Genomic DNA, 21,393 nt, shown 5'->3' on the forward strand with positions numbered 1-21,393 from the left:
CACCATCGGACTGCCGGCTCATGTCATCGTCGTCCCCATCGTCCAGCGTCGCGGCGGCAAGGAAAGCTCTCGCCGACCGGTTGGCCGATATCCGTAAGGACGTCGGCATCACAGGTGCGGAGCTGTCAGTCCGATGTGGGTGGCACGAGGCCAAGACGAGTCGCATCCAGAACGGCAAGGCCACGCCCACCGATGCCGACATCCGGGCTTGGTGTGCCGCCTGCGGGGCGGAGGAACAAGCAGCCGACCTGATTGCGTCCGCCCGAGCGGCCGACTCCATGTATGTCGAATGGCGCAGGAGCCACCGGACAGGACTGCGGCAGGCGCAAGAACGGCTGATCAGCGGCTACGAACAGACCTCGCTGTTCCGGATCTACGTCTCCAACGTGATCCCGGGCTTCTTCCAGACCCCCGCGTACGCCACGGCCCTCATGCGGTCGATGACCGACTTCCATCAGACCCCCGACGATGTCGCCGAGGCCGTACCAGCCCGGATGGACCGGAGCCGTCTCATATATGAGGGCGGGCACCGCTTTGCCGTCCTGATCGAGGAATGGGTCCTCCGAAGTCAGATCGGCGACGCCGAGACGATGGCCGGCCAACTCAGGCACCTTCTCTCGCTGATGCCGCTGGCGTCGGTATCGCTGGGGGTGATTCCCTCCGCAGGTCAGCGGAAGCTGTGGCCGCTCGAAGCGTTCTATTTGTTCGATGGCCGACGGGTCGCGGTCGAGAACCTGACAGCCAAGATCAACGTGGTACAGCCACGCGAGATCGCCGACTACGCCAAGGCGTTCCACGAACTGTCCGGCATGGCCGTCTACGGCGCACGTGCCCGAGCAATGATCACAGCGGCCATCGAAGCCCTGGGGTGAAACTGCGCAAGAAATCGCAAGACCTTGGCTCCCGCTGCCTGTTGGTCTCTAGCGTCTTCTCATGCCCACGGTCACCGAAGCAGTCGTACAGCAAGCCGACGCCTTCCTGGCAGGCAAGAAGAAAGCCGATGGCGTTCGCCCGACCACCTGTATGACGGTCGGCGACCGGACGGGTCCCAAGCGCACCACCCCCAAGGTCAGCCTCACGGTCGTCCGGCTCCACCGAGAGAAAGGGAGAACGGTGGCAACAGCCGTCAAGCTCAGGGAACCTCGAACCTGTGTCGCCCCCGAAGTCTGGGAGCGCGAAGTACGGCTCATCATGCGCGACCACGAAATGGACCAGGAAACCGCCGAGCGCACCTTCGGCCAGACCATTGCCTACCTGGTCACCTCCACCGAGCGCCCCGACGTCCGTATGGGGCCCACCCCGAGCGTGGACCTCGGTCTTCACTCGTTCGTGCTCGACACCATCAACTACACGTCGTTCTGCCATGCGATCGCCGGACACTACATTCACCACGTCCCGTACCTCCCCCAGCAGAAGAGCGGCCGACCGCCCTCCCTCCGGGAAACCGTCCAAGCCATCAAGGCAGCAGGCTTCAACATCGACCACGAACTGTGGAACGCCACGGCATCGGACTGTTCCCAGTGCCACGACGGATGCAGCGATAGCCCGGTAGGCGGCAAGTAGCAGCGAGACCGATGGCCCCTTCGAGCCTGGAGGGGCCATCGCCCGTGAGAGGAACCGCATGGAAGCAGTCACCGCAGCATGGGAGCGGTACGCGGCAGGCAGAGCGCCCAGAAGGGCCCTGAACGCCGCCGGGGATTCAACGTGGTTGAACTGGACCCAGTACCCGGATCACGGCCCCGACGAATCCCTGCTCGGCCCCGTGAAAGGCCGCCGAGTGCTCGAGCTCGGATGCGGTACCGGCTGCAACCTCGCCCATCTCGCCACCCTCGGCGCTGAATGCGTCGGCGTGGACCTCTCGCCGACACGGACCGCCAAGGCGCGCGACCGGTGGGGAGACCTCCCCGGCCTCACCTTCCACACGGCCGAAGTGACGGCATTCCTGGCGGGCCGCCCCCGGGCTTTCGATGTGGTGGTGTCCATCTTCGGACCCGTCTGGTTCACCGACCCGACCACACTCCTGCCCCTGGTACGAGAAAGCCTGACTCCAGGGGGAACGTTCGCCTTTTCCCACAAGCCACCCCGCCCCGGACAGGAACCAGGAGCCGTGCTCCGCGAGGCGCGCGCCGTCTCACGCTGGGACTACACGGGGGCGGAGTGGGCCGTCCGGCTGGCAGCGGTGGGCTTCACGAACATCACGGCCGAGGTCATCGACCCCCCGGAAGGGAAGAACGGCGGCACGCTTCTGGTACGTGCCGGGCGGTAGACACTGTCGGCGCCCCAGCCCCCACCAAAGGCCGACAGTTGGGGACGCTGCAACGCAGGAGGCCGCCGCCTTGGCCTGATCAAACGCGCAATGCCTGGAACGCCGCCCCGGGACGCGGCCCGCCGGCAGCATGTCCCACCGGGAAGCCCGGCGCGACCGACTCGCATCGCGACCAACCGGTTGCATATTGCGATCCAGCGACACCGGTGAGCAGCACGGCCCCGCCGTACCCCCCGCCTCCCCCTCTCTCACCAGCCGCCGCGAAGCCACGGTCCGACCGCCTCCAGTGCCGCGGGATCACCTCGCCCGATCGGGTCGAAGGCCCCCCGCCGTACCGCGAGAGCCGAGGGGCCCAGAGGCCGGACGGACCAAGTGACGGTTCGCAGCGCGCGGACGGACCGGCGTAGGTTCTCGACGGACCCCGGCTCGCACAGGGAGGACGCGTCGAGGACCAGCACCCTGTCGAGGCCCCTGGTGACGGCGTCCGTCGCGATCTGGCGGAGGGCCGCCTCGCGGTCGTTGCCCGTGTCGGCGGGCACGAGCCATTCCGCGAGCCAGTCGATGTCGAGGTCTTCGAGGGCCTGCCGGGCGCGGGACCAGGTCTCGCGGGAGCCGTCGGCGAGCAGGCAGACGACGGCGTCGAAGTCGGCGAGGGGGCTGTCGAGCTGGCTCCGCGCCCGGTCGAGCACGTTCCGCGTGTGCTCGTCGCCGACCAGGCCACGCAGATGTTCCGTCAGACCGTCGGTGGTGAGGCCGAGTTCGCGGTGGCCGATGAGGTAGTTGCGGACGCGTTCGAGCAGGGTGAGCGGGAAGGCCGGCCCCTGCGGCCGGGTGAAGCGGTGCAGCCAGCGGACGCCCGGGTGGCACAGCACGCGGCCGCCGCCGCGCCGGACCTTCTCGTGGAGGTACCCCTCCTCCCCGCCGTGGGCGCGGAAGCGCGGGTTGATGCCGGGCCAGGCATCGGTGCGGCAGGCGAACAGACCGAGCCCCTGCATGCCCACCTCGAACGGCTTCCCCCGGGGGTCGGCGCCGCGCGGGTCGGTCCGCCACACGCCGAACATGCCGCTGCCCCACTCGGGGTCCAGATGGGTGGACGGCGGCTCGCGGCTGTCGTCCAACCCGTCGGCGATCATGGGCCCTTGGAGCAGGTCGCGGCTGTCCGGGCGCTGCTCGAAGTGGTCGAGCACCGCGCGTACGGCCCCCGGGGCGAGCAGGACGTGGGAGTCCAGGCACAGGGTGACGGGTGACTCCGCCACCCGGAAGACGAGGTCCCGGACGGCGGTGCTCGCGTACTGCCCGAAGGGCAGGTAGCGGTAGCCCGGTATGCGGTCGGCGAGGGCGCGCAGCGCGGGCGCGACCGGCCCGGACGGGTTGTTGTCCACCACGACGAACTGCGCGTCGGCCAGTTCCGGGGCGTGGGACAGGCGGAGCGCCTGGAGGGTGAAGTACACGCCGTCGTAGTCGTCGTAGGTCGCCATGCCGACGGTGATCCGGCTCATGGTGCGGTCCCTTCGTCGCCGGGGTGGTCGCCGGGCTGGTCGCCGGACTCCTCGCCGGGGGCCTCCGTGAAGCCGCGCAGCCGCAGGACCCGTTGGTGGTCGGGGAAGGCATGGGCCGCGTCCGGGTGCGTACCCCTCATGTAGTGGCGCTGCCACCCCTCCGCGGCGGCCGGGTCGCCGGCCACGAACGCCTGGGCGAATTCGATGCGGCTCCGGCTCCAGGCCAGGTGGTCGTCGGCGTCCGGCATGCGGGCGAGCGGGGCGCTGCGGGGGTGGAGGCTCTCCAGGTCCCCGCGCCGCTGGGGCACGAGCATCAGGACGGGTTCGCCCGCGGTGAAGGTGATGTCGGCGCCGGGCCGGGTGATCTTCCAGTTCATGGTGAACGTGGCGACGGCCCAGTCGGCCTCCACCAGCCCTTCGAGCGGGTGCGCCCCGTCCTTGGGGGCGTTGGCGGGGCCGCGCACGAGCAGGTTCCAGCCGGGCGGCGTCCGGATGAGATAGGGGAGGTGGAAGGTCAGGATGCCGTGGCCGAAGTGGCTCATCGCCGGGGCCGGGGCGTCCTCCTGGGCGTAGCGGACGGTCAGGTCCTCCGTCGCGTCCCCGCCGTTCCAGCGCACGGTGAAGGTGCTGTCGTTGAGGATCCACCAGCCGTTCTGGTTGGCGACGCGCAGGGGCAGGCACCGGTAGGCGTGGCGGAGGGTGGTCCGGTCCAGCCAGTCCCGCTGGGCGGGCGCGGGGACGAGGGGCATGTCCGGGGTGTCCGGGAGGCGGTAGGCCACCATGACGGGTTCGGGGTCGTTGTGTTCTGCGGAGCTCAACGTGCCCTTTCCGGTGAGGTGTCGGAGTACGGCGCCCACTCCACGCCTGTGGAGTGGGCGCCGGCGGTTCCGGGGCCAGACGGGGTCAGGCGACGATGACACCACCGGTGCCGGTGGCGAAGGCGGGTGATCCGATGGCGAAGGTGACGGGCGCGGGACCGGGCGCGGCACCCGGGTCGATGATGACGGCGGTGTAGAAGACGACCCACTCACCGGGGTCGAGGTTCACCGGCACGCCGGAGCACGTCGACGTGTTCCCGCCCGGGGCGAGCGTGCCCGGGTAGCTGAGGTCTCCTTCCGAATCCCGCCAGGTGCCCAGGTATCCGTTGGCGAGCCGCGTGCCCGCCGGGGCGGTGAGCACCACGTTCTGGACGCCGATCCGGGTGGCCCCGGTGTTCGTCACCAGCACCGAGGCGATCACCTGGGAGCCCGGAGCGCCCGATTGCGGGGTACGTTCCGCGATGGTGGCGGTGAGGGGCGGGGGCGTGGTGGTGACGGGGGGCGGGGTGGTGGTCACGGGAGGCGGAGTCGTGGTCACGGGCGGACGCGTCGTCGTCACCGGCGGGGGCGGCGGCTGTGTGGGGACGGGGATCCACGGGAGCGGAATCCACAGGCTCCTGCCCTGCGGACTGACCGCTTCGACCTTCACCTCGGAGTCGGCCGGGATTTCGAAGCCCTCCGGCAGCTGGGCCTCGACGGTTTCGGAGCCGTCGTCCAGAGGGTGGATCCCACCGCTTGTTTCTTCTGTTTCCTCGGACATCGCGGGGTTCTCCTTCTCGTGGTGGTGGGTGTCGGTCACGGCACCGCGATCCACGCGGTGCCGTCCTTCCGGATCCGGTCGTGCGCGGCGCCGCGCGAAGGCGCGCGCCAGGCGACTGCGCCCTCGGTGAACCGGCGCCGGGGCGGCAGGAGTTTGACGACCGAGGTCCCCGCCATGATCAGGGTGGTCGCGGCGACCACGGTGGCGAGGGCCTGGAAGCCGGTGCCCGGCTTTCTGGCGGAGAGGGCGGAGGCCCCGCCGGCCCCGAGCGCGCCGAGGGGCGGCAGCGCTCCGTACATCATGTGGCGCACCAGCGTTCCTCGCGGCGGCGCGCCATGTCCCACAGGGACCGCAGGTAGACGGCGTGCTGGAACATGTCGTAGGCGAGCTCGACGGCGAGCGTGCCCGCCAGCAGCTGCGACTTCCATCCGGCACCGCGCGCCGTGACGACCTTCTCGGCGACGAAGACGAGCCCGACGGCTATCCAGAACGGCGTGAATTCCGGGCGGCCCCGCGTCAGCATCCAGGCGGTGAAGACGAGGTAGAGGGCGAGGAAGAGAACGGACAGGCCCATGAAGCCCTGGCGGACGATGTACGGGGCGGTGACCTTCGTCCAGCCGTAGTCGCGCAGGTTCTCCAGAGCGCCGCGCTGCCAGCGCAGCCGCTGGTGCCAGAGCTTGGGCAGACTGGTCATCACTTCGGTGACGACGGCGCAGCCCGGCGGGGACACCGTGCGGTAGCCCAGCGTCCGTACGGCCTTGGTGATCTCGTCGTCCTCCGTCAGGGAGGCCAGGGAGTAGTACGAGGTGCCGCCGCCGATGCGGCCGTCCAGCCGGGCGGCCTTGAGCTCGCGCAGGGTGCGGACGCGGAAGAGGGTGGCGGTGCCGGTCAGGACGTCGGCGCGGTAGCCGCGCCGGGCTATCTCGCGCGCGTAGCGGTGGAATTCGATGCGCTGGAGGGCGCCGAGGAGGCCGCCGCCGTGCTCTCCGTAGAAGATGCCGCCCACGGCGCCGACGGTGCGGTCCATGGCCTCGATGGCGCTGGCGACGAAGGAGGGCCGGAGTACGGTGTCGGCGTCCTGGACGAGGACGAAGTCCGTGGCCGTCAGCTCGTGGAGGACGCTGTCGAGGGCCTGGTTGAGGGCGCCGGCCTTCTTGTGCCGGTTCTCCCGCGAGGCGATGACGGCCGCGCCGTTGGCGCGGGCGATCTCCGGTGTGGCGTCGGTGCAGTTGTCGGCCACCACGACGACACGGTGCGGCGGGTGCTCCTGCCGGTACAGGGCCGCGATGGACGCCGCGATGCGCTCGGCCTCGTTGTGGGCCGGTATCAGCGCCACAATGCGGGGCGCTCGGCCCGTATCGTCCTGTTCTTCGGGGATGGGGGCGCGGGGGGCTCTGCGGTTGATGCGCGGCCTTCGCATGAGGGTGCACTCCTGGAACCGTGGTTGCGCGATGCGGTGGTCGGTGCCGTCGTCGTGGCACGGGGGTGCGGGGGGTGCGGCACGCCGGGGTGCCGCATCCCCTGTTCACCCTGCTCGTCCGGCTGTGCTGCCGGTCAGTTCGCGGGCTTGACGTCGATCGTGTCGAAGGCCGTGGCGAAGACCGGGTCGCCCACCTGGATGCCGGCCTGGAGCCGGCCCTGGGCGCTGCTCTCGATCTGGAGGGCCGGGTACAGCGACACCCAGGCGTCCTTGCCGGGGCCGCTCGGCTCCAGCTTCAGCGCGACGGCGGGGCAGGTCAGGGTGCGGCGGTCGGCCGACAGCACCCCCTGGGCGACGACCTCCTGGCTCTCGTCCGTCCAGCGCGTGAAGGCCACGTGGTCCTCGGTGAAGTGCGTTCCCTCGGGCGCCGTGAAGACAATCTTGGTCGTCCCGATCGCCCGCTGACCGGTGTTGCGGATGACGAACGGCGGGTAGATCCAGCGGTCCTGACCCGCCGTCACGTTCAGCTGCGCGGTCTTGATGGTCGCCCGCTGCCCCGGGTCGATGGTGCGCGGCGCGGTGTAGCGGTAGTAGACGCTGCCGAGCTGGAAGGCGTCCTCCAGCTTGGCCGGGTCCCAGCTGTTGGCACTCGTCGTGCCGTCGGGGTTCTGCGCCTGCGGCCAGACGAGGAAGCGGTAGTACCCCGGCTTGTCCCCGAGCTGCCGCAGGTCGATCGCCGGCAGGGTCACCTTGCGGCCGGTGCCGGAGTCCTTGTGCCCTTCGGCCTTCTGGAGCTGCGGGGTGGGCGTGTAGTGGGACGGCGTGCCGTCCTCGTGCACCAGCTGGTAGTACACGTGGTCACTGTTGCTGCCCGCCACACCCTGCTCGCCCTGGCGCAGGTTGACCAGGTCGATGATGAACTTGTCACCGGGGATGCGCCCGTTGTCCGCCACGAAGCCGAAGCCGGCCTGGCTGTTGGGCGAGCCGCCCCAGTTGTTGTCGTAGGGCAGCCGCACGAAGGGCCGGCCGACCTTCTCCGGGTCGCTCTTCTGCCAGGCGCCCGCGAGCACCTCGATCTCCGCGTTCGTCGTGCGGACGTCCCCGCTGTCGAGGGTGACGTCGACGCGGATCTGGTACGTGCGGGAGTAGGCCGGGCGGGGGTCGGCGTCGACGTTGAGGTCACCGCGGAGTGTGAAGGTGATGACATCGGCGTCGTCGAGGAAGGTGAGGTCGATGACCTCGTACTCCTGGTCGATGCCGCCGCGGCCGCGCTTGACCTCGGCGGTGCCCATGTCCGCCTGGCCGTTGCCGGTGTAGGAGTACCGGACCTCCTTGATCTTCACTCCCATCGGCACCCGGAGGCGGCCGTCGAAGCGGAACTCACTGTCCCAGGTGGCGAACCGGTTGGCGTGCCCGAGCGTACGGATGCCGGCCCATTCCGGGTCCGCGGCCACGATCTCAAGGGAAGTTGCGGGCGTGCTCATACGGATTTCTCTCCGCTTCGTCGAAGGTCAAGGGATTGGGGGCGGCGCGCCTTCACAGGCGATTTGCGGGAGTGTGCCCAACTCCGGGGCAGCGAGCGGCAATTCAATACTTCTCCAGAAGGGGCGTCAATTGCGCGGAAAATGATCTCGGCCATCGGCCGAGCGGGGATGGTTCTGCCGCTCAACTACCTCACAGGCCGCATCAGTTACCTGGTTCACCAAAGGAGCGCGGTGAACGGCACTGGTGGGCCGATCGGCGAGCCAGCAGAAGTATTGACCGCCCCTGGAGCGCGGCCGGATTTTTTGGTCGCGGGGGCGAATCGGCGCCTACACGCCGGTTTTTCGCCGTTTATCGACCGCCGACCGGACAGGCTCTCTTGACATCGCCCGACCATTGCATTGCCCCAGCAAGACGGCTTCACCGGACGGCTCGCACCTGCGTACCGAATTACCGAGAAGCGCGTTCATCCCCCGGCCCGGCCGGTGGAACCGCACACCGCCGCGGTCTTGATCCAGCCGTGAGCCCCACCACAGACCGGAGGCCCGTTCCAGGCGATTCGTCCACCTATCGGCTTCGCCGCACGACGGGCGCGGCTGATCGCGGGAGACACGATGCCCCGGCGCGTCTCCGGAGGACGGCCGGATTCCCTTGGCGGGCTCCCGGATGTGGCGAGCGTTGATAAATCGTTGATCCACGCGGCCGGGCGACCACTTCGCTGTGGCCGCACGGATTCTGGGGGGGGTGCTTGGTGTGGGGGTGGGCCGGGGTGATGGCGGGCTTGCCGCTCGCTTGCGGGCTTCTGCTCGTGGAGGTCGCCCGCGGGGCGGGCATTCCAGGGGCGCGGCCCACATCGGAGGCACACAGAGCGGGAAGCGCCTGAGGATGCGGGAGTTCCCGCCGAGTTGTGACGTACGCCACCCCTTGGTCGCCGGAGAGGGATACCGGGGGTACGGGCACCCCGTTCCGTCTCACAGGAACTTCACAAGCGGAGCTTGAGGTACATGCCTGATCACACATTCCGGAACGCTCGCGCTCGCGGCAGGGCGGCCCGGACTCATCCGCCGGAGCCCCGAATTTTTCCCTGTCCCCCACACGGTTCCCGTGGCTAGGGTGACTCCTGTGTCAGGCGGGCCTCGACCTGTTTCACCATCGAGCCCACCGTTCAACTGGCCGCCAGAAGAACACTGTTGCCCGGGAAGAGGTCACGTCGTCACGCCGCCGCACTCGCCGTTCAAGCCCACCGACTCGGCCTGTGCTGTGCGCCGCTGAACCCCTGCCCCGGACCACACCCCCCTCTTCGACCGGGCCTCGGCCCTCACCCCTAGCGAAGAAGGGACGCTCTCTTGCGCCCAAGACCATGGTTCCGTATACCCGGATCGCGAAGATCCGCCGCCCTCACTCCTGTCATCACATCCGTCACCGCCCTGGCCGTTCTCAGCGGTCTGGCTGTCCAACCTGACCTGCTGGATCTCGGACGAGGTGCTCGGCCGGCAGGCGATGGGTACGACTGGTACGAGGACACGGCCGCCGAGCAGACGCGGCAGGATCAGTGCCTGATGTCCGATGTGCTGCGAATGGGCGGGCCGTCCATGGCCCAGCTCGCGCAGGACGGTCTCAACCAGCCTTCGGACAAGCTCCACGTTCTGGCCAATCGGGAGTATTGGGAGAAGACCCCGCTCGCCGCGGCTTATCAGAAGGACCGGGACGCCGCGAGCAAGGAGCTCGATGCCATCGCCGCCCTACGGGACAAGTGGAAGAAGCCACTTGAAGGGCTTCCGAACCCGGCCGGCTTCAGCGTCAGTGACTTCGCCTGGCCTCCGGGGTCACCGGGAGACGGCCTGAAGGACTTCCACTCCCAGACGGGCCTGACGCAGTGGATCGCCGACCGGTTCTGGAAGCAGGACGGCGACTTCTACGCCGACCCCACCCCCAAGGCCGACGAGAAGACTCTCAAGGCCGTTGACGACCTGGGCACCCCGCGCTACGGGAAGGATCCCGACCACGACGGAATGTCGAGGGACGAGTGGAACCGCGCGCTGGCCGAGCAAAATGGGTTCGCGTTTATGCACGGGGCCCCGGGGGAGAACGCGGGCGCGGACAACGCCCGTATCTTCCTCTCCTCCGGTGACTTCCCCCGCACCGCCCCGGAGCCGGGCACAGCTGAGTACCGCGTCGCGGTCGAGGACATGAAATCCCGGTTCGCGTCCTGCGCGTGGCGCGACCCGATCGACCCGGACAAGGCGCTGGGCGGCATCACCTCGGCTGCTGCCACGGAGTGGCAGCAGGAGATCGCTTCTCAGGCCGCACAGCGCAACCAGATCCTGAACGCCGCCACGGACGCCACCGGCGCCCTCACCACCGGCGCCAAGGCCCTCGGGGAAATGCTGGGCCATTCATGGGTGGCCGACCACCTCGCGCGTTGGCAGAGTTACTGGTCCCCTGGCGGTCCCGCCTGGATCGGTGACGCACCGGCCGTGATAGAGGTCCACGCCGCGCAGGGCAAGTGCCTCGACGTCGAGGGCGGGAAGACGGACAACGGCACCCCCGTCCAACTGTGGACGTGCAACGGATCGGCAGCACAGAAATGGCAGGTCTACGGTGACGACTTGGGTCTTCACCTACAGAACGTCAACTCGCAGAAGTGCCTTGATGTATCGGGCGGGAAATCCGACAACGGCACGAAGATCCAGATCTGGAATTGCAACAGTTCTCCGGCGCAGACTTGGGAGTTCAATCTCCGTGCCACTACGAGCCTGAAGAGCGTCGGCACGGGCAAGTGCCTGGACCTGCACACCTACGACAAAGGCAATGACGCGTGGCTGTGGGGATGCAACGGCACGGGCGCGCAGCAGTTCGACGTCAAGCCGTCCGGCCACACCGGCACCGTTCCGCCGCAGGCCCAGTTCGACCAGGCCAAGACCGGCACCGCCGACGCACAGGCGGGCGCGAAGAAACAGCTCGCCGTCCTCAAGGCCCAGCTGGCCACCGCGAAGAAGGCCGCCGCCGCCTCGGACACCGCCGAGCAGGCCGCCTACGCCGTCGCTGACGCGGGCGGTGCGCCCCGAGGCCGTGGTCTGCTGGTCGGCCAGCAGAAGGCGCAGGTCACCAAGGGTACGGTTGCCGCTCTTGAGGCAATGGTGAAGGCCGGCGAGACTGCTGAGGCCGCCACCCGCGCATCAGGTGGCGACAGCCAGACCATCGCGGAGCGTGCGCTCGCGCAGGCCGCTCAGTCGAAGGCGGAATTCCGCAAGGAAGCCGCACGTACTGCCGAATCACACCTACGCGTCGACTGCTAAGGACGCCGATAACAAGGCCAACGAGGCCGCCACGACTGCGGCAGAGAAACGGAGGGCGGCAGAGAAGGCCCGCGACAACGCCAGGGCAAAACGGGACGACGCGTGGGATGCCGAGCAGCAAGCGAACGCGGCACGTGCCAAAGCGGATGCGAAGGACGCGTACGCCAACGCGCACGAGTCCGACAGCAACGCCAAGGAGGCGCGCGCGGCGGCTGACCAGGCTGACAAGGCCGCCGGTGAGGCGGAGGCAGCCGCGCGGTCGGCCAGCAGCGAAGCGGCCGCTGCGACCCAGGCGGCCTCGGACGCGGACGCCGCGGCCACCCGCGCCGAGGCGGCGGCCAAGCGCGCCCGGTCTGATGCGGACGGCGCTCAGGCCGCGAAGCTGAAGGCCGACGCCGCGGTGAAGACAGCGACCAGCGCTGCGGCGGATGCCATTCAGGCATCACAACATGCCGCCTCGGAGGCGAAGTCGGCGGTCGAGCAGGCCGATGCCGCGGAGAAGGAGGCGAAGAACGCCAAGTCCCAGGCGGATGAGGCGAACAAGGAAGCAAACAAGGCCGTCAAGGCATCGGCAAAGGCCGCCGGCTATGCCTATGTCACCGCACAGGCCGCCGTGGACGCCGGCAACGCCGCCTCGCAGGTCGCCAAACCGGCCAACGACGCCATCCAGCTCGGCTCCCCTTACATCACCACCGACTCGGCAGCCGGCCTGGTCGTACTGACCGGGCAGGCGTCGAAGTCGATCGCCGAGCAACAGCGGGCCGTCGCCGAGGCTCACGCCAAGAACGCCCAGGAGGAGGCCGCACTCGCCAAGAGCCTCGCCGAAGCGGCGCAGGGAGACTCAAAGGGCGCATACCAGCACGCTGCCAACGCCGCCTCGTATGCCGCGGACGCCCGCACTTACGCGAAGGAAGCCCTCGGCTACGCAGCCGACGCCGCCAAGGCCGCCTCACAAGCAGCGACATCTTTGGCCCGCACTGTCGAGTACGACAGCCAGGCGACTTCAGACGCGGCCGCCGCGGACAAGGCTGCCGGAGGCGCCGAAGGCTACGCCAAACAGGCCCGCGACGCCGCCGACCAAGCCGCCCTCGATGCCCAGGCCGCACGCAACGCCGCAGCCGAGGCCCAGGCAGCAGCGACGGACGCGCGCAAGGCCGCCGACCGCGCCGATGCCGATGCCACCGCGGCGGAGGAAGCGGCGAAAGACGCGAAAAAGGCCGCTGATGATGCGCAGAAGGCGGCTGAGGAGGCATCGAGGAAGGAGGCCAACAAGCAGGTCTCGACAGGGGCCGGCACCGGGATCGAGCACACCTTCTACGTCGTCGACAAGGTCACCCCAGCCGGGGACCCCGAAGCGACCACGTGTGTACTGGGCATGGGCAACTCGGGCTGCGACGTGACGTTCACCCTTCACTTCGACGCCACAGTCAGCTTCTACCTGTGCCTCAACCCCGACGTCCCCGCCAGCGAGGCGGGATGCCCGAAGTCGGACACGGTCTTCCTCGACACGCAGACCTACAAGGGCCTCACCAAGAAGATCAACAAGCACTTCTCCAACTGGGACATCGTCAAGGAGGTCGACAAGGCCTACCTCGCCGGCATCTGGAAGGCGCTCACCCAGGACTTCCTTGACTGCTACCACCAGCTGACGCCCGGTGGCGACGGCGGGAACGTCTCCGGATGCGCATGGGCTGCCGTCGCGTTCGTACCCGGCGAGAAAGTAGCCGCAGCGGTCAAGGCTGTCATCAGGCTTGACGTGGCTTTGAGGACAGGGGTCGGCGTTACCGACGCCTGGAAAGCAGCGAAGGCTGCTGGCCTGGAGGGCGATGCCCTTGCCGGTGCCGGGAAAAGGGTAAATGACGCGAGGAGGATGCCGAGTTGCCCGATTGTCAAGGTCGCGGGGGTCAGGCATGCTGCCATGGCCAGCAACCCGTTGGAGTGTATGCCGCCGCTCCTGGATGAAGAGGGTGAGGCATATGTTCGAGCAAAGCATGTTGTCGGAGGTAAGAACGTCGCCCCCGACAAGGGCGTGTTCGATGCTGGCATCGACCTGGACGAACTGGTCGAGAGATCTCTCGCTTCCCATCCTGTAGGCCCGAACTCCAGTGGGTTCTTCGAGCGCGACGTGGATGCGGAAAGGCTGATCGGGGTCACGTCCGAGGCGACCGGAAGACAGCCCACATCATGGTTCAAACTTGTCCAGGACAAGTACGGCGCGGTGATAACCATGTATCCGATCACCAGGCCAGTGACGTGAGGAGGAGGCATGGGGATTGCTGTCTATCTGGAGAACCGCCTGCACGAGCGCGTAGCGCACGTGTATGACGATGTCGACGAGAGCTTCACCGAAGCGTGCAAGTCCGCGCCTGAAGGGTCGTTCATGCGCATGGTCCACCCATGGGGTGACACCATGCTCAATGAGCTTCAGTTGAAGCCGTTCGTGCGGGAGCTGCGGCAGATCGCCGATGAACGCAAGAGTGAGACCATCGGCAAGGTGATCGATCTGGCCGAGCAGGCCATTGCGCGCCATAGCTACCTGTACTTCATCGGGGACTGATCCGACCAAGCGCCGCGGCCCGCCTTCTTGTGCGCCAGGGAAGGCAGGCCGCAGGCCTGGCTAGGCGATTTCCGGAGGGCTGGTCAGCTGCCCGGGTGGGAGGCCGCCCAGCCGTGTTCGAGCAGCGACGGCCTCATGATAGGAGCGAACCCCGCATGAGCCACCAGGACGAACCCCGTCGTCTCCTCGTGCGCGCGCGAGGGGACCAGTCGCCCCTGTACACGTCGGATGCGGGGTTCTACGCGGACCCCGACGACTTCACCAGCAACGTTCCGGTCGCCGATCCCGATCTGGGTCTTCCCAGGGATCTGGCGAACGGCCTGGTTTCCTGGTCCACGGCTCGGCCGTCGGAAGGTTTCACCTCCCGGCCGCACTGCCGAGGTCATGAGGGAGCAACTCCAACACCTGACGGAAATGTCCGAGAAGCCGCATGTGCTCCTCCAGATCATCCCGAACACCAGCCACGGCCTCGTGGCCCATGGACTCATGACGATTATCAACCCCAGATCACGACGGCCGCCCACGCTGTACACCGCGACCTACAACCGGGGTATTTTCAGCGCGAATCCAGAGGAAGTCTCATGGCATGAGGCCCTCTACGAGCACGCGCAGCGAGGCGCCTTGAACGAAGAGCAGTCAAGGGCGTTCATTGCGAAGTCAATTGAGGAGAAGTACCCGTGCGCACCACACGACCTGATCTGACCGCTTCGGTGTGGCGCAAGAGCAGCTACAGCGGAGGAGGGGAAGACGCCTGCGTCGAAATCGCCCCCCGCCAATTCCCCGGCATCGTGCCCATACGCGACAGCAAGAACCCCCACGGCCCCGTCATAGCCCCACCCACCGCCGCGTGGTCCGCCTTCGTCACCGCCGTCGCGGCCGCGAACGGCAACCTGGCCCCGTAAAAGCCGAACCCCGCCGCCCACCCCCGTGGAGCGGCGGGGCTCCTCTGCGTTCATCAATCAGCCGTAGCAGCCGCACTGTTGGCCATATGCGCCTTGCGCAGAATCTCCGGTACCGCCCGCCGGTGCCTCACCGATACCCATGGCGGTGGTGCAGTGGGTCGAGGAAACCTGGTACGCGGATGTCGGCGGGCTCGCAGCCGATGAGACGGACCCCGCCGAGGCGTTGATGGCGATCGCGCGGGGCCACGCGGTCTACTGCCGACGGGATGTGGCCCGGGTGATGATGACCCTGAAGGTCGAGTTCGCCGGTCAGGACCATCCGGTCGGCCGGGTGCTCGCGCAGGTCAGGGAGCGGCTCCTCACCGACATCGCCGGGCGCGTCGAGGCGGGACGCGGCGACGGCACGATCCCGCCCGGGCCGCCGGCCATGGAGACGGCGACCGCCTATCTCGGCGCCCTGGAGGGCCTGGTGATCGCGTTGACCTGCGGCGCCCCCCTCGACGTCGAGCTCGCCGACAGGGCTGCCCGAGGCGTACTCGGCCTGCCGCCCGCGCCCCTCACGCCCGGTCCGCAGGCGGATTCATCATGAGACTCGCGAAGACCGCGCACACGTCCCGGCCCTGGCGCACCGGGTACGCCGTCGTGTATCCGGCGTTGATGCGACGGCATGAGCGCATGTGGCGGGCGGGGTGACGCGCTCCCGCTGAGCTGCTGCTAACGCTATGACCGGGATGGTTCACCGTGATCGGAAGAGGGCTCGCGGGATGAGCGCACGCGGAACGGCTGGTATTACTGGGGCATGCAGGAAGAGACCGCACGATCCGCGATCGACACGTTCATCTCCGCGTTCAACGCCTCGGACGACAGCTATGTGACTGCCCTGCTCTCCCAGGCCCTGACCTCAGACGTGGTCTTCTGGGGGCCGTTGGGTCGCAGCGAAGGGATCGCGGCGGTCGAGCGGTTCGTGCTGGACATCCGGCGCCACCCGGCGGGGACCGGCACGATGGTGCGCTGCTCGGCGGTGGACATGCCGGACGAGTGGGCCCGGTACCAGTGGGTCTTCACCACACCGGACGGGGGCCCCCGCCTGGCGGGAACGGACGTCGTCCACCTGCGGCGGAGCCTCATCGACCAGGTCATCGTCTTCGCGGGGGAGATCGAGCCGTTCGCCTCCTGAGGAACCTTCCCGGTCAGAGCACTAGGCGAGCCCTCTGTACGCCACGGTCCTGCCCGGCGCCAGCTCGCGAGCGACCCGCTCGGTCAGCTCCTCACCGCGGCGGTACAGCTCTTTGCGGCTGATTCTTCACTCAGCCCAGCCTTCCGACACGCGGTGGATGCCCAAGGAGCGTTACGGATCACGGGAGTCGACACAAGACGGTCAGTAAGTCTGCATGCCAAGCTTCGTCACAGCGAGCGAATCCGGTGGGGCGGCGGTGGACGCCCCACCGGCCAGGGGCACCGGCAGCGCCGCGGGCGGCCTACCCGGCCGGTTCGATCGCCAGCGCGTGCCGGAAGACATTCCGGGGATCCCAACGCGACTTGATGCGCTGAAGCTCGGCGTAGTTGCCCTTGTAGTAGAGCTCGTGCCACGGCACCCCGGACGTGTTCCACCGCGGATCGGCGAGGTCCGTGTCCGGATAGTTGATGTAGGAGCCGTCGTTGACCTCGCCCGGCACCGGGACGCCGCCCGTCTCCGCGTAGACGTCCTGGTAGAAGGCGCGGACCCAGGCGAGGTGGGCGGCGTCCTCGGACGGCTGGGTCCAGATGGTCTGGAAGACGGCCTTCATGACGACGTCGCGCTGGGCGACGGCCGTCGCGTCGGGGCGTACGGACCGCACCGCGCCGCCGTAGCCGACCAGGAGCATGCCGCCGTGGGGCTCCTTGGCGGAGTTCGTGAGGTGGTGGTAGACGGCCGCGAGTTGGGCGTCGGTGAAGGAGCGGCGCAGGTACGAAGCCTTGATCTTGTAGCGGCGGCTGACGAGGTCGCCAGGCTCGCCGGTGCCCGGCCAGGTCGTGGCGTGGAGCCAGGGCAGCGTGTGGCGTTCGCCGAGGCTGGGTGTGAGGCCGGTGCCGGCGGTCACCGCGGCGATGAAGTCGGTGAGGAGGCGGTCGGCGCCCGGGATACCCGCGTCGATCTGCACGGTCATGAAGAAGCTGCCCGCGCTGCGGTGCGTGGGCAGGAGGATCGCGTAGAGGCCCGCGAAGGGCGAGCCGGGAGCGCTGTTGTGCTCGTGCCAGGTGCCGAAGTTGCGCAGCAGCGTGGTGAAGGCCCGCTCGGTCATCTTCTCGTCCCAGGCCCAGCCGACCAGGCACCCCAGCATCCGCTGCGGTGAGGGTGGCAGCAGTTGGGACGGGTCGGTGCCGGAGGCGTCCGGTGAGCGGAGCCAATAGCGGGTGACGACGCCGAAGTTGCCGCCGCCTCCGCCGGTGTGGGCCCACCAGAGGTCGCGGTGGGGGTCGTCGGGCTCGCGGGTGGCGACGACGGCGCGGGCGGTGCCGTCGCGGTCGACGACCACGGCCTCGACGCCGTGGAGGTGGTCGACCACGGAGCCGTAGCGGCGCGAGAGGGGCCCGTAGCCGCCGCCCGCGAAGTGGCCGCCCGCGCCCACTTCCGGACAGCCGCCCGCCGGGATCGTGACGCCCCAGCCCTTGAAGAGGGTGCGGTAGACGTGTCCGAGGGTCGCGCCCGGCTGGACGGAGAAGGCGCGGCGCCGGGTGTCGTAGCCGACCGCGTCCATGGGCGAGAGGTCGAGCAGCGTCCGTACGGCGGGGTCGGCGGTGAAGTTCTCGAAGCAGTGTCCGCCGCTGCGGGCGGCGGGGCGGCGCCCGGACCGGACCGCGTCCTGGACGGCGCGTACGACCTGCTCCGTCGTTCCGCAGACGCGGATTTCGTCCGGGTCGCCGACGAAGCGGAAGTTGTTGCCGCGGAGGAGGTTGTCGTAACGGCGGTCGCCGGGCCGTACGGTCGCCGGGCCGAGGACGGGGGCTGCCTGCATCTCCGGTTCGGCCGCGGCCGCGGCGCCCGTCGGCCCCGCCAGCCCGGCCACCGCCCCGCCGACGGTCATGGCACCGGCTCCGGCGAGGAGTTGGCGTCGTCCCAGCGCTTCTTCGTGGCCCGCCCGTCGCTTCATCTACGTCCGTCTCCCTCGCGTCAGCAGTCCTGTGGCTCCACATGTCAGAGCTGTAGTCTCCTGGGCGGATCGTCCGCGTGGAAGGCTCCAGCGGCGGGGGCCGCCAGGGGCCCACCCGCGCAAGCAAAGGAGAGACCCGCCCCGCGTACCCTGCGGTCATGCCCACCCGCGTCGTCTCCCTCGTCCCCTCGCTCACCGAGGCCGTGGCCGTCACCGCGCCCGGGCTGCTCGTCGGTGCCACCGACTGGTGCGACCACCCCGCCGGGCTCGACGTGACCCGGATCGGTGGCACCAAGAACCCCGACGTGGCCCGGATCGCCGCCCTCGCGCCCGACCTCGTCCTCGCCAACGAGGAGGAGAACCGCGCCCCCGACCTCGCCGCGCTGCGTGCGGCGGGCCTGCGGGTGCTGGTCACCGAAGTGCGCACCCTGGAGCAGGCGTTCGGGGAGCTGGAGCGGGTGCTGGTGGAGGGGTGCGGGCTGGAGCGGCCCGGGTGGCTGGCGGAGGCCGAGGACGCGTGGCGGGAGGTGCGGCCGACGGCCCCGGCCGTGCGGGCGGTGGTGCCGGTGTGGCGGCGGCCGTGGATGGTCCTGGGCCGGGACACCTTCGCGGGGGACGTCCTCGCCCGGCTCGGTGTCGCCCATACGCACGCGGGGCACGCGGAGCGCTATCCCCGCGTGCCCCTGGAGGAGTTGACCTCGTGCGGCGCCGGGCTGGTCGTCCTGCCGGACGAGCCGTACCGCTTCACCGCCGACGACGGCCCGGAAGCGTTCCCCGGGCTGCCGTGCGCGCTGGTCAGCGGCCGTCACCTCACGTGGTACGGCCCCTCGCTCACCGAAGCGCCGCGGGTGCTGGCCGCGGCGCTGCGAGCAGCCGGCCGTTGACCAGCCCGTGCAGGGTGCGGGTCGCGGCGACCGCCCAGGCGGCGACGAGCAGGGCGTAGAGCCCGACGGCCAGCCAGGCGAAGGCGTGCAGGTGGGTGTGGCGGGCGAGCGCGGCGGCGCCGGTGACACAGGTGCCGATGGGGAAGGTGAAGCCCCACCACGTCATCCCGAAGCCCATGCCGCGCCGGAACGCTCCCACGACCATGGCCGTCGCCAGCGCCAGCCACAGCAGCGCGAAGCCCATCACGGGGACGCCGTAGAGAACACCGAACGCGGACATCGCGTGTGCGTACGGTGCCGCGACGGCGCCGGGTGCCGCGTCGGCGAGGTTGTTCACGGCCGTGGTGGACTGGCCCAGCGGGCCCAGCACCAGGAAGAGGGTCGGGGTCATCGCCAGCGGCAGCGGGCCGTGGTGCACCAGCCGCGAGAAGAGCATCGGCAGGATGGCGAGCGTCATCAGCAGGCTCATGCCGAACAGCGCGTAGCAGCCCAGCAGCATCGCCGCCCGCCACTGCCCGGCCGGCAGGTGCGCGACCAGCGCCGGGCCGGTCGCGGCGGAGACCATGGGGGCGACGATCGGCAGCAGCCAGACCGGCGAGGCGGCGGCCGGCTCGATCCGGTGCCGGGTGACCATCAGGTACGGGATGCCGGCCGCGGCGACCAGGCCGAGCGCGGTACCGGCCACCCACAGGACGGCGTCGACGGCCACGGCGGCGGGCGTGCCGATGACGCCGGAACCCACGGCGAGGGTGGTGCCGCCGACGGCCAGCAGGGCCATGGCGAGGCAGCCGTAGAAGGGTGCGACGCCGGGGTCGGCGAGGTGGCGCCGGGCCTGGTCGGCGTGGCGCGCCCAGTGCGCGGCGCGGGCGGCGAGCAGGGTGAGCAGGGCGAGGACGGCCAGCGCCCAGACGGCCTCGTACGCCACCCGCAGCCCCGGGGAGTGCGCCGGGAGCGCGGCTCCGGCGCTCGCGACGATGGCGGTGCCCATCACGGCGGCATACCAGTTCGGGCCGAGATGGCGGACGCCGGGCCGCGAGTCGTGACGTGTGAGGGGGGTGGGGCTGGGATGGACGAGCGTGGTCATGTCTCTACGGTCACCCATTGCGCTCCGTGCAACCAGAGGCCACCGGCCTATGAGGACATAAGCTGGGTTTATGAGCGATTCGAGCAGCCCCCTCGCCCACCGGGTGCCCGATCTCGGCGCGCTGGAGCTCCTCCTCGCCGTGGCCCGGCTGGGCAGCCTGGGGCGGGCGGCGAAGGAGATGGGCATCACTCAGCCCGCCGCCAGCAGCCGGATCCGCAGCATGGAGCGGCAGCTCGGCGTGGCCCTGGTCGACCGGTCGCCGCGCGGCTCCCGGCTCACCGACGCGGGTGCGCTGGTCACCGACTGGGCCGGGCGGATCGTCGAGGCGGCCGAGGCGTTCGACGCGGGGACGCGGGCGCTGCGCGGGCGCCGGGACTCGCGGCTGCGCGTGGCGGCGAGCATGACGATCGCGGAATACCTGCTGCCGGGCTGGCTCATCGCCCTGCACCGGCAACTCCCCGGCACGGCCGTCTCCTTGCTCGCCGGGAACTCCGCCGCCGTCGCCGACCGGCTGCGCGCCGGCGAGGCCGACCTCGGCTTCGTCGAGGGCCTCGACGTACCGGCCGACCTGGACGGCGCGGTCGTCGGCCACGACCGGCTCGTCGTCGTGGTCGCCCCCTCCCACGCCTGGGCCCGCCGCCGCGCTCCCCTGCCGCCTTCGGAACTGGCGGCCACCCCCTTGATCCTGCGCGAACGCGGCTCGGGGACGCGTCAGGTGCTGGACGCGGCGCTTGCGTCCTACGGGGGTGTGGCCGACCCCTTGCTGGAACTCGCTTCGACGACGGCGGTGAAATCGGCGGTCGTGAGCGGGGCCGGGCCTTCCGTGCTGAGCGAGCTCGCGGTGGGTGAGGAGCTTGCTTCTCGGCGGCTTGTGGAGGTGGCGGTGGGGGTTTGCCTGCGGCGCGATCTGCGGGCGGTCTGGCGGGTGGGGCATGTGCCGGTGGGGCCGGGGCGGGAGCTTTTGTCTTTGACGCGGGGGTAAGTGGGCGGGGGTTTGTTCCCCAGCCCCGCCCCTTCCCGAAACTGGGGCGCTGCCCCAGACCCCCATGCGCGGGTCCGTTGCCGCCTGCGGCGGAGAGCGCCCTGCTGGGGGTCCCCCCGGACGAAGTCTGGGGGAGTTTGAGGACACCGCGCGAAGCGCGGTCAGGGGGTCTGGGGGCTTGCCCCCAGCTTCGGGAAGGGGCGGGGTGGGGAACAAAGCGCCGCAAGCGGCGGGGGGCCCCCCCCCCCCCCCCCCCCCCCCCCCCGCCCCCCCCCCCCCCCCGCCCCCCCCCCCCCCCGCCGCCGCGGC

General features: G+C 69.8%; 18 protein-coding genes and 1 pseudogene. 11 read left to right on the top strand and 8 right to left on the bottom strand.

Going from position 1 to position 21,393, the window contains the following annotated elements:
* The first annotated feature begins 20 nt into the window (after positions 1–20).
* The 3 genes from ACFY1P_RS32145 (at position 21) to ACFY1P_RS32155 (ending at position 2,266) form a co-directional block, all read left to right on the top strand.
* Positions 21–872, top strand: coding sequence for a helix-turn-helix transcriptional regulator (locus ACFY1P_RS32145; RefSeq protein ID WP_361526357.1), 852 nt, complete (start codon positions 21–23; stop codon positions 870–872).
* Positions 873–933: 61 nt separating this feature from the next.
* On the top strand, positions 934–1,563 hold the full coding sequence (locus ACFY1P_RS32150) for a hypothetical protein (RefSeq protein ID WP_361526354.1): 630 nt from the start codon (positions 934–936) through the stop codon (positions 1,561–1,563).
* Positions 1,564–1,708: 145 nt separating this feature from the next.
* Positions 1,709–2,266, top strand: coding sequence for a class I SAM-dependent methyltransferase (locus tag ACFY1P_RS32155; RefSeq protein ID WP_390752612.1), 558 nt, complete (start codon positions 1,709–1,711; stop codon positions 2,264–2,266).
* Positions 2,267–2,514: 248 nt separating this feature from the next.
* Here ACFY1P_RS32155 and ACFY1P_RS32160 read toward each other — a convergent pair whose 3' ends face one another.
* The 6 genes from ACFY1P_RS32160 to ACFY1P_RS32185 all read right to left on the bottom strand — a co-directional run bounded on the left by ACFY1P_RS32160 (position 2,515) and on the right by ACFY1P_RS32185 (position 8,247).
* Positions 2,515–3,765 (bottom strand): glycosyltransferase, encoded by a 1,251-nt coding sequence (locus ACFY1P_RS32160; protein ID WP_390752613.1) that lies wholly within the window; start codon positions 3,763–3,765, stop codon positions 2,515–2,517.
* Positions 3,762–4,583: a DUF6065 family protein gene (locus ACFY1P_RS32165; RefSeq protein WP_390752614.1), complete on the bottom strand. Its 822-nt coding sequence runs from the start codon at positions 4,581–4,583 to the stop codon at positions 3,762–3,764. The genes ACFY1P_RS32160 and ACFY1P_RS32165 overlap by 4 nt, the downstream gene beginning before the upstream one ends.
* An 85-nt stretch (positions 4,584–4,668) precedes the next feature.
* Positions 4,669–5,397, bottom strand: coding sequence for a hypothetical protein (locus tag ACFY1P_RS32170; protein WP_361526342.1), 729 nt, complete (start codon positions 5,395–5,397; stop codon positions 4,669–4,671).
* Entirely contained in the window at positions 5,379–5,645 is a 267-nt protein-coding gene (locus ACFY1P_RS32175) for a hypothetical protein (RefSeq protein WP_361526378.1), read from the bottom strand. Before ACFY1P_RS32175 ends, ACFY1P_RS32170 begins: the two co-directional genes overlap by 19 nt.
* Positions 5,642–6,763: a glycosyltransferase gene (locus tag ACFY1P_RS32180; protein ID WP_390752615.1), complete on the bottom strand. Its 1,122-nt coding sequence runs from the start codon at positions 6,761–6,763 to the stop codon at positions 5,642–5,644. The genes ACFY1P_RS32175 and ACFY1P_RS32180 overlap by 4 nt, the downstream gene beginning before the upstream one ends.
* A gap of 134 nt (positions 6,764–6,897) precedes the next feature.
* Positions 6,898–8,247: a hypothetical protein gene (locus ACFY1P_RS32185; RefSeq protein ID WP_390752616.1), complete on the bottom strand. Its 1,350-nt coding sequence runs from the start codon at positions 8,245–8,247 to the stop codon at positions 6,898–6,900.
* A gap of 1,344 nt (positions 8,248–9,591) precedes the next feature.
* Here ACFY1P_RS32185 and ACFY1P_RS32190 point away from each other — a divergent pair.
* From ACFY1P_RS32190 to ACFY1P_RS32215, 6 genes and pseudogenes are all read left to right on the top strand, one after another.
* A pseudogene (locus ACFY1P_RS32190) lies at positions 9,592–13,402 on the top strand (ricin-type beta-trefoil lectin domain protein); the annotation flags it as partial.
* A gap of 408 nt (positions 13,403–13,810) precedes the next feature.
* On the top strand, positions 13,811–14,101 hold the full coding sequence (locus ACFY1P_RS32195; protein ID WP_361526328.1) for a hypothetical protein: 291 nt from the start codon (positions 13,811–13,813) through the stop codon (positions 14,099–14,101).
* Between the two features lie 384 nt (positions 14,102–14,485).
* On the top strand, positions 14,486–14,803 hold the full coding sequence (locus ACFY1P_RS32200; protein WP_390752617.1) for a Scr1 family TA system antitoxin-like transcriptional regulator: 318 nt from the start codon (positions 14,486–14,488) through the stop codon (positions 14,801–14,803).
* Positions 14,779–15,003: a DUF397 domain-containing protein gene (locus ACFY1P_RS32205; RefSeq protein ID WP_361526323.1), complete on the top strand. Its 225-nt coding sequence runs from the start codon at positions 14,779–14,781 to the stop codon at positions 15,001–15,003. Before ACFY1P_RS32200 ends, ACFY1P_RS32205 begins: the two co-directional genes overlap by 25 nt.
* 139 nt (positions 15,004–15,142) lie before the next feature.
* Entirely contained in the window at positions 15,143–15,592 is a 450-nt protein-coding gene (locus ACFY1P_RS32210; RefSeq protein ID WP_361526320.1) for a hypothetical protein, read from the top strand.
* Between the two features lie 210 nt (positions 15,593–15,802).
* Positions 15,803–16,180, top strand: a complete 378-nt coding sequence (locus ACFY1P_RS32215) for a nuclear transport factor 2 family protein (RefSeq protein WP_180360588.1) — start codon at positions 15,803–15,805, stop codon at positions 16,178–16,180.
* Between the two features lie 301 nt (positions 16,181–16,481).
* On the opposite strand, the gene ACFY1P_RS32220 is transcribed toward ACFY1P_RS32215, so the two are convergent.
* Entirely contained in the window at positions 16,482–18,134 is a 1,653-nt protein-coding gene (locus ACFY1P_RS32220; protein WP_390752618.1) for an FAD-binding oxidoreductase, read from the bottom strand.
* A 158-nt stretch (positions 18,135–18,292) separates the two neighbouring features.
* Here ACFY1P_RS32220 and ACFY1P_RS32225 point away from each other — a divergent pair, with 158 nt between their 5' ends.
* Positions 18,293–19,018, top strand: coding sequence for a helical backbone metal receptor (locus tag ACFY1P_RS32225; RefSeq protein ID WP_390752619.1), 726 nt, complete (start codon positions 18,293–18,295; stop codon positions 19,016–19,018).
* On the opposite strand, the gene ACFY1P_RS32230 is transcribed toward ACFY1P_RS32225, so the two are convergent.
* Positions 18,966–20,102, bottom strand: coding sequence for a TDT family transporter (locus ACFY1P_RS32230; protein ID WP_390752620.1), 1,137 nt, complete (start codon positions 20,100–20,102; stop codon positions 18,966–18,968). The genes ACFY1P_RS32225 and ACFY1P_RS32230 overlap by 53 nt on opposite strands.
* A 70-nt stretch (positions 20,103–20,172) precedes the next feature.
* Between ACFY1P_RS32230 and ACFY1P_RS32235 the strand changes: the two genes are divergently transcribed.
* Complete coding sequence (locus tag ACFY1P_RS32235) at positions 20,173–21,084, top strand: LysR family transcriptional regulator (RefSeq protein ID WP_361526310.1); 912 nt, start codon at positions 20,173–20,175, stop codon at positions 21,082–21,084.
* Positions 21,085–21,393 lie beyond the last annotated feature (309 nt).

Source organism: Streptomyces sp. NPDC001407, assembly GCF_042895325.1.
GTDB lineage: Bacteria > Actinomycetota > Actinomycetes > Streptomycetales > Streptomycetaceae > Streptomyces.

Excerpts from the sequence above, each read along its gene's own strand:
- ACFY1P_RS32145 (WP_361526357.1), top strand. The coding sequence starts at position 21 with ATGTCATCGTCGTCCCCATCGTCCAGCGTCGCGGCGGCAAGGAAAGCT.
- ACFY1P_RS32150 (WP_361526354.1), top strand. The coding sequence starts at position 934 with ATGCCCACGGTCACCGAAGCAGTCGTACAGCAAGCCGACGCCTTCCTG.
- ACFY1P_RS32160 (WP_390752613.1), bottom strand. The coding sequence starts at position 3,765 with ATGAGCCGGATCACCGTCGGCATGGCGACCTACGACGACTACGACGGC.
- ACFY1P_RS32175 (WP_361526378.1), bottom strand. The coding sequence starts at position 5,645 with ATGATGTACGGAGCGCTGCCGCCCCTCGGCGCGCTCGGGGCCGGCGGG.
- ACFY1P_RS32180 (WP_390752615.1), bottom strand. The coding sequence starts at position 6,763 with ATGCGAAGGCCGCGCATCAACCGCAGAGCCCCCCGCGCCCCCATCCCC.
- ACFY1P_RS32185 (WP_390752616.1), bottom strand. The coding sequence starts at position 8,247 with ATGAGCACGCCCGCAACTTCCCTTGAGATCGTGGCCGCGGACCCGGAA.
- ACFY1P_RS32195 (WP_361526328.1), top strand. The coding sequence starts at position 13,811 with ATGGGGATTGCTGTCTATCTGGAGAACCGCCTGCACGAGCGCGTAGCG.
- ACFY1P_RS32200 (WP_390752617.1), top strand. The coding sequence starts at position 14,486 with ATGAGGGAGCAACTCCAACACCTGACGGAAATGTCCGAGAAGCCGCAT.
- ACFY1P_RS32210 (WP_361526320.1), top strand. The coding sequence starts at position 15,143 with ATGGCGGTGGTGCAGTGGGTCGAGGAAACCTGGTACGCGGATGTCGGC.
- ACFY1P_RS32215 (WP_180360588.1), top strand. The coding sequence starts at position 15,803 with ATGCAGGAAGAGACCGCACGATCCGCGATCGACACGTTCATCTCCGCG.
- ACFY1P_RS32220 (WP_390752618.1), bottom strand. The coding sequence starts at position 18,134 with ATGAAGCGACGGGCGGGCCACGAAGAAGCGCTGGGACGACGCCAACTC.
- ACFY1P_RS32225 (WP_390752619.1), top strand. The coding sequence starts at position 18,293 with ATGCCCACCCGCGTCGTCTCCCTCGTCCCCTCGCTCACCGAGGCCGTG.
- ACFY1P_RS32230 (WP_390752620.1), bottom strand. The coding sequence starts at position 20,102 with ATGACCACGCTCGTCCATCCCAGCCCCACCCCCCTCACACGTCACGAC.
- ACFY1P_RS32235 (WP_361526310.1), top strand. The coding sequence starts at position 20,173 with ATGAGCGATTCGAGCAGCCCCCTCGCCCACCGGGTGCCCGATCTCGGC.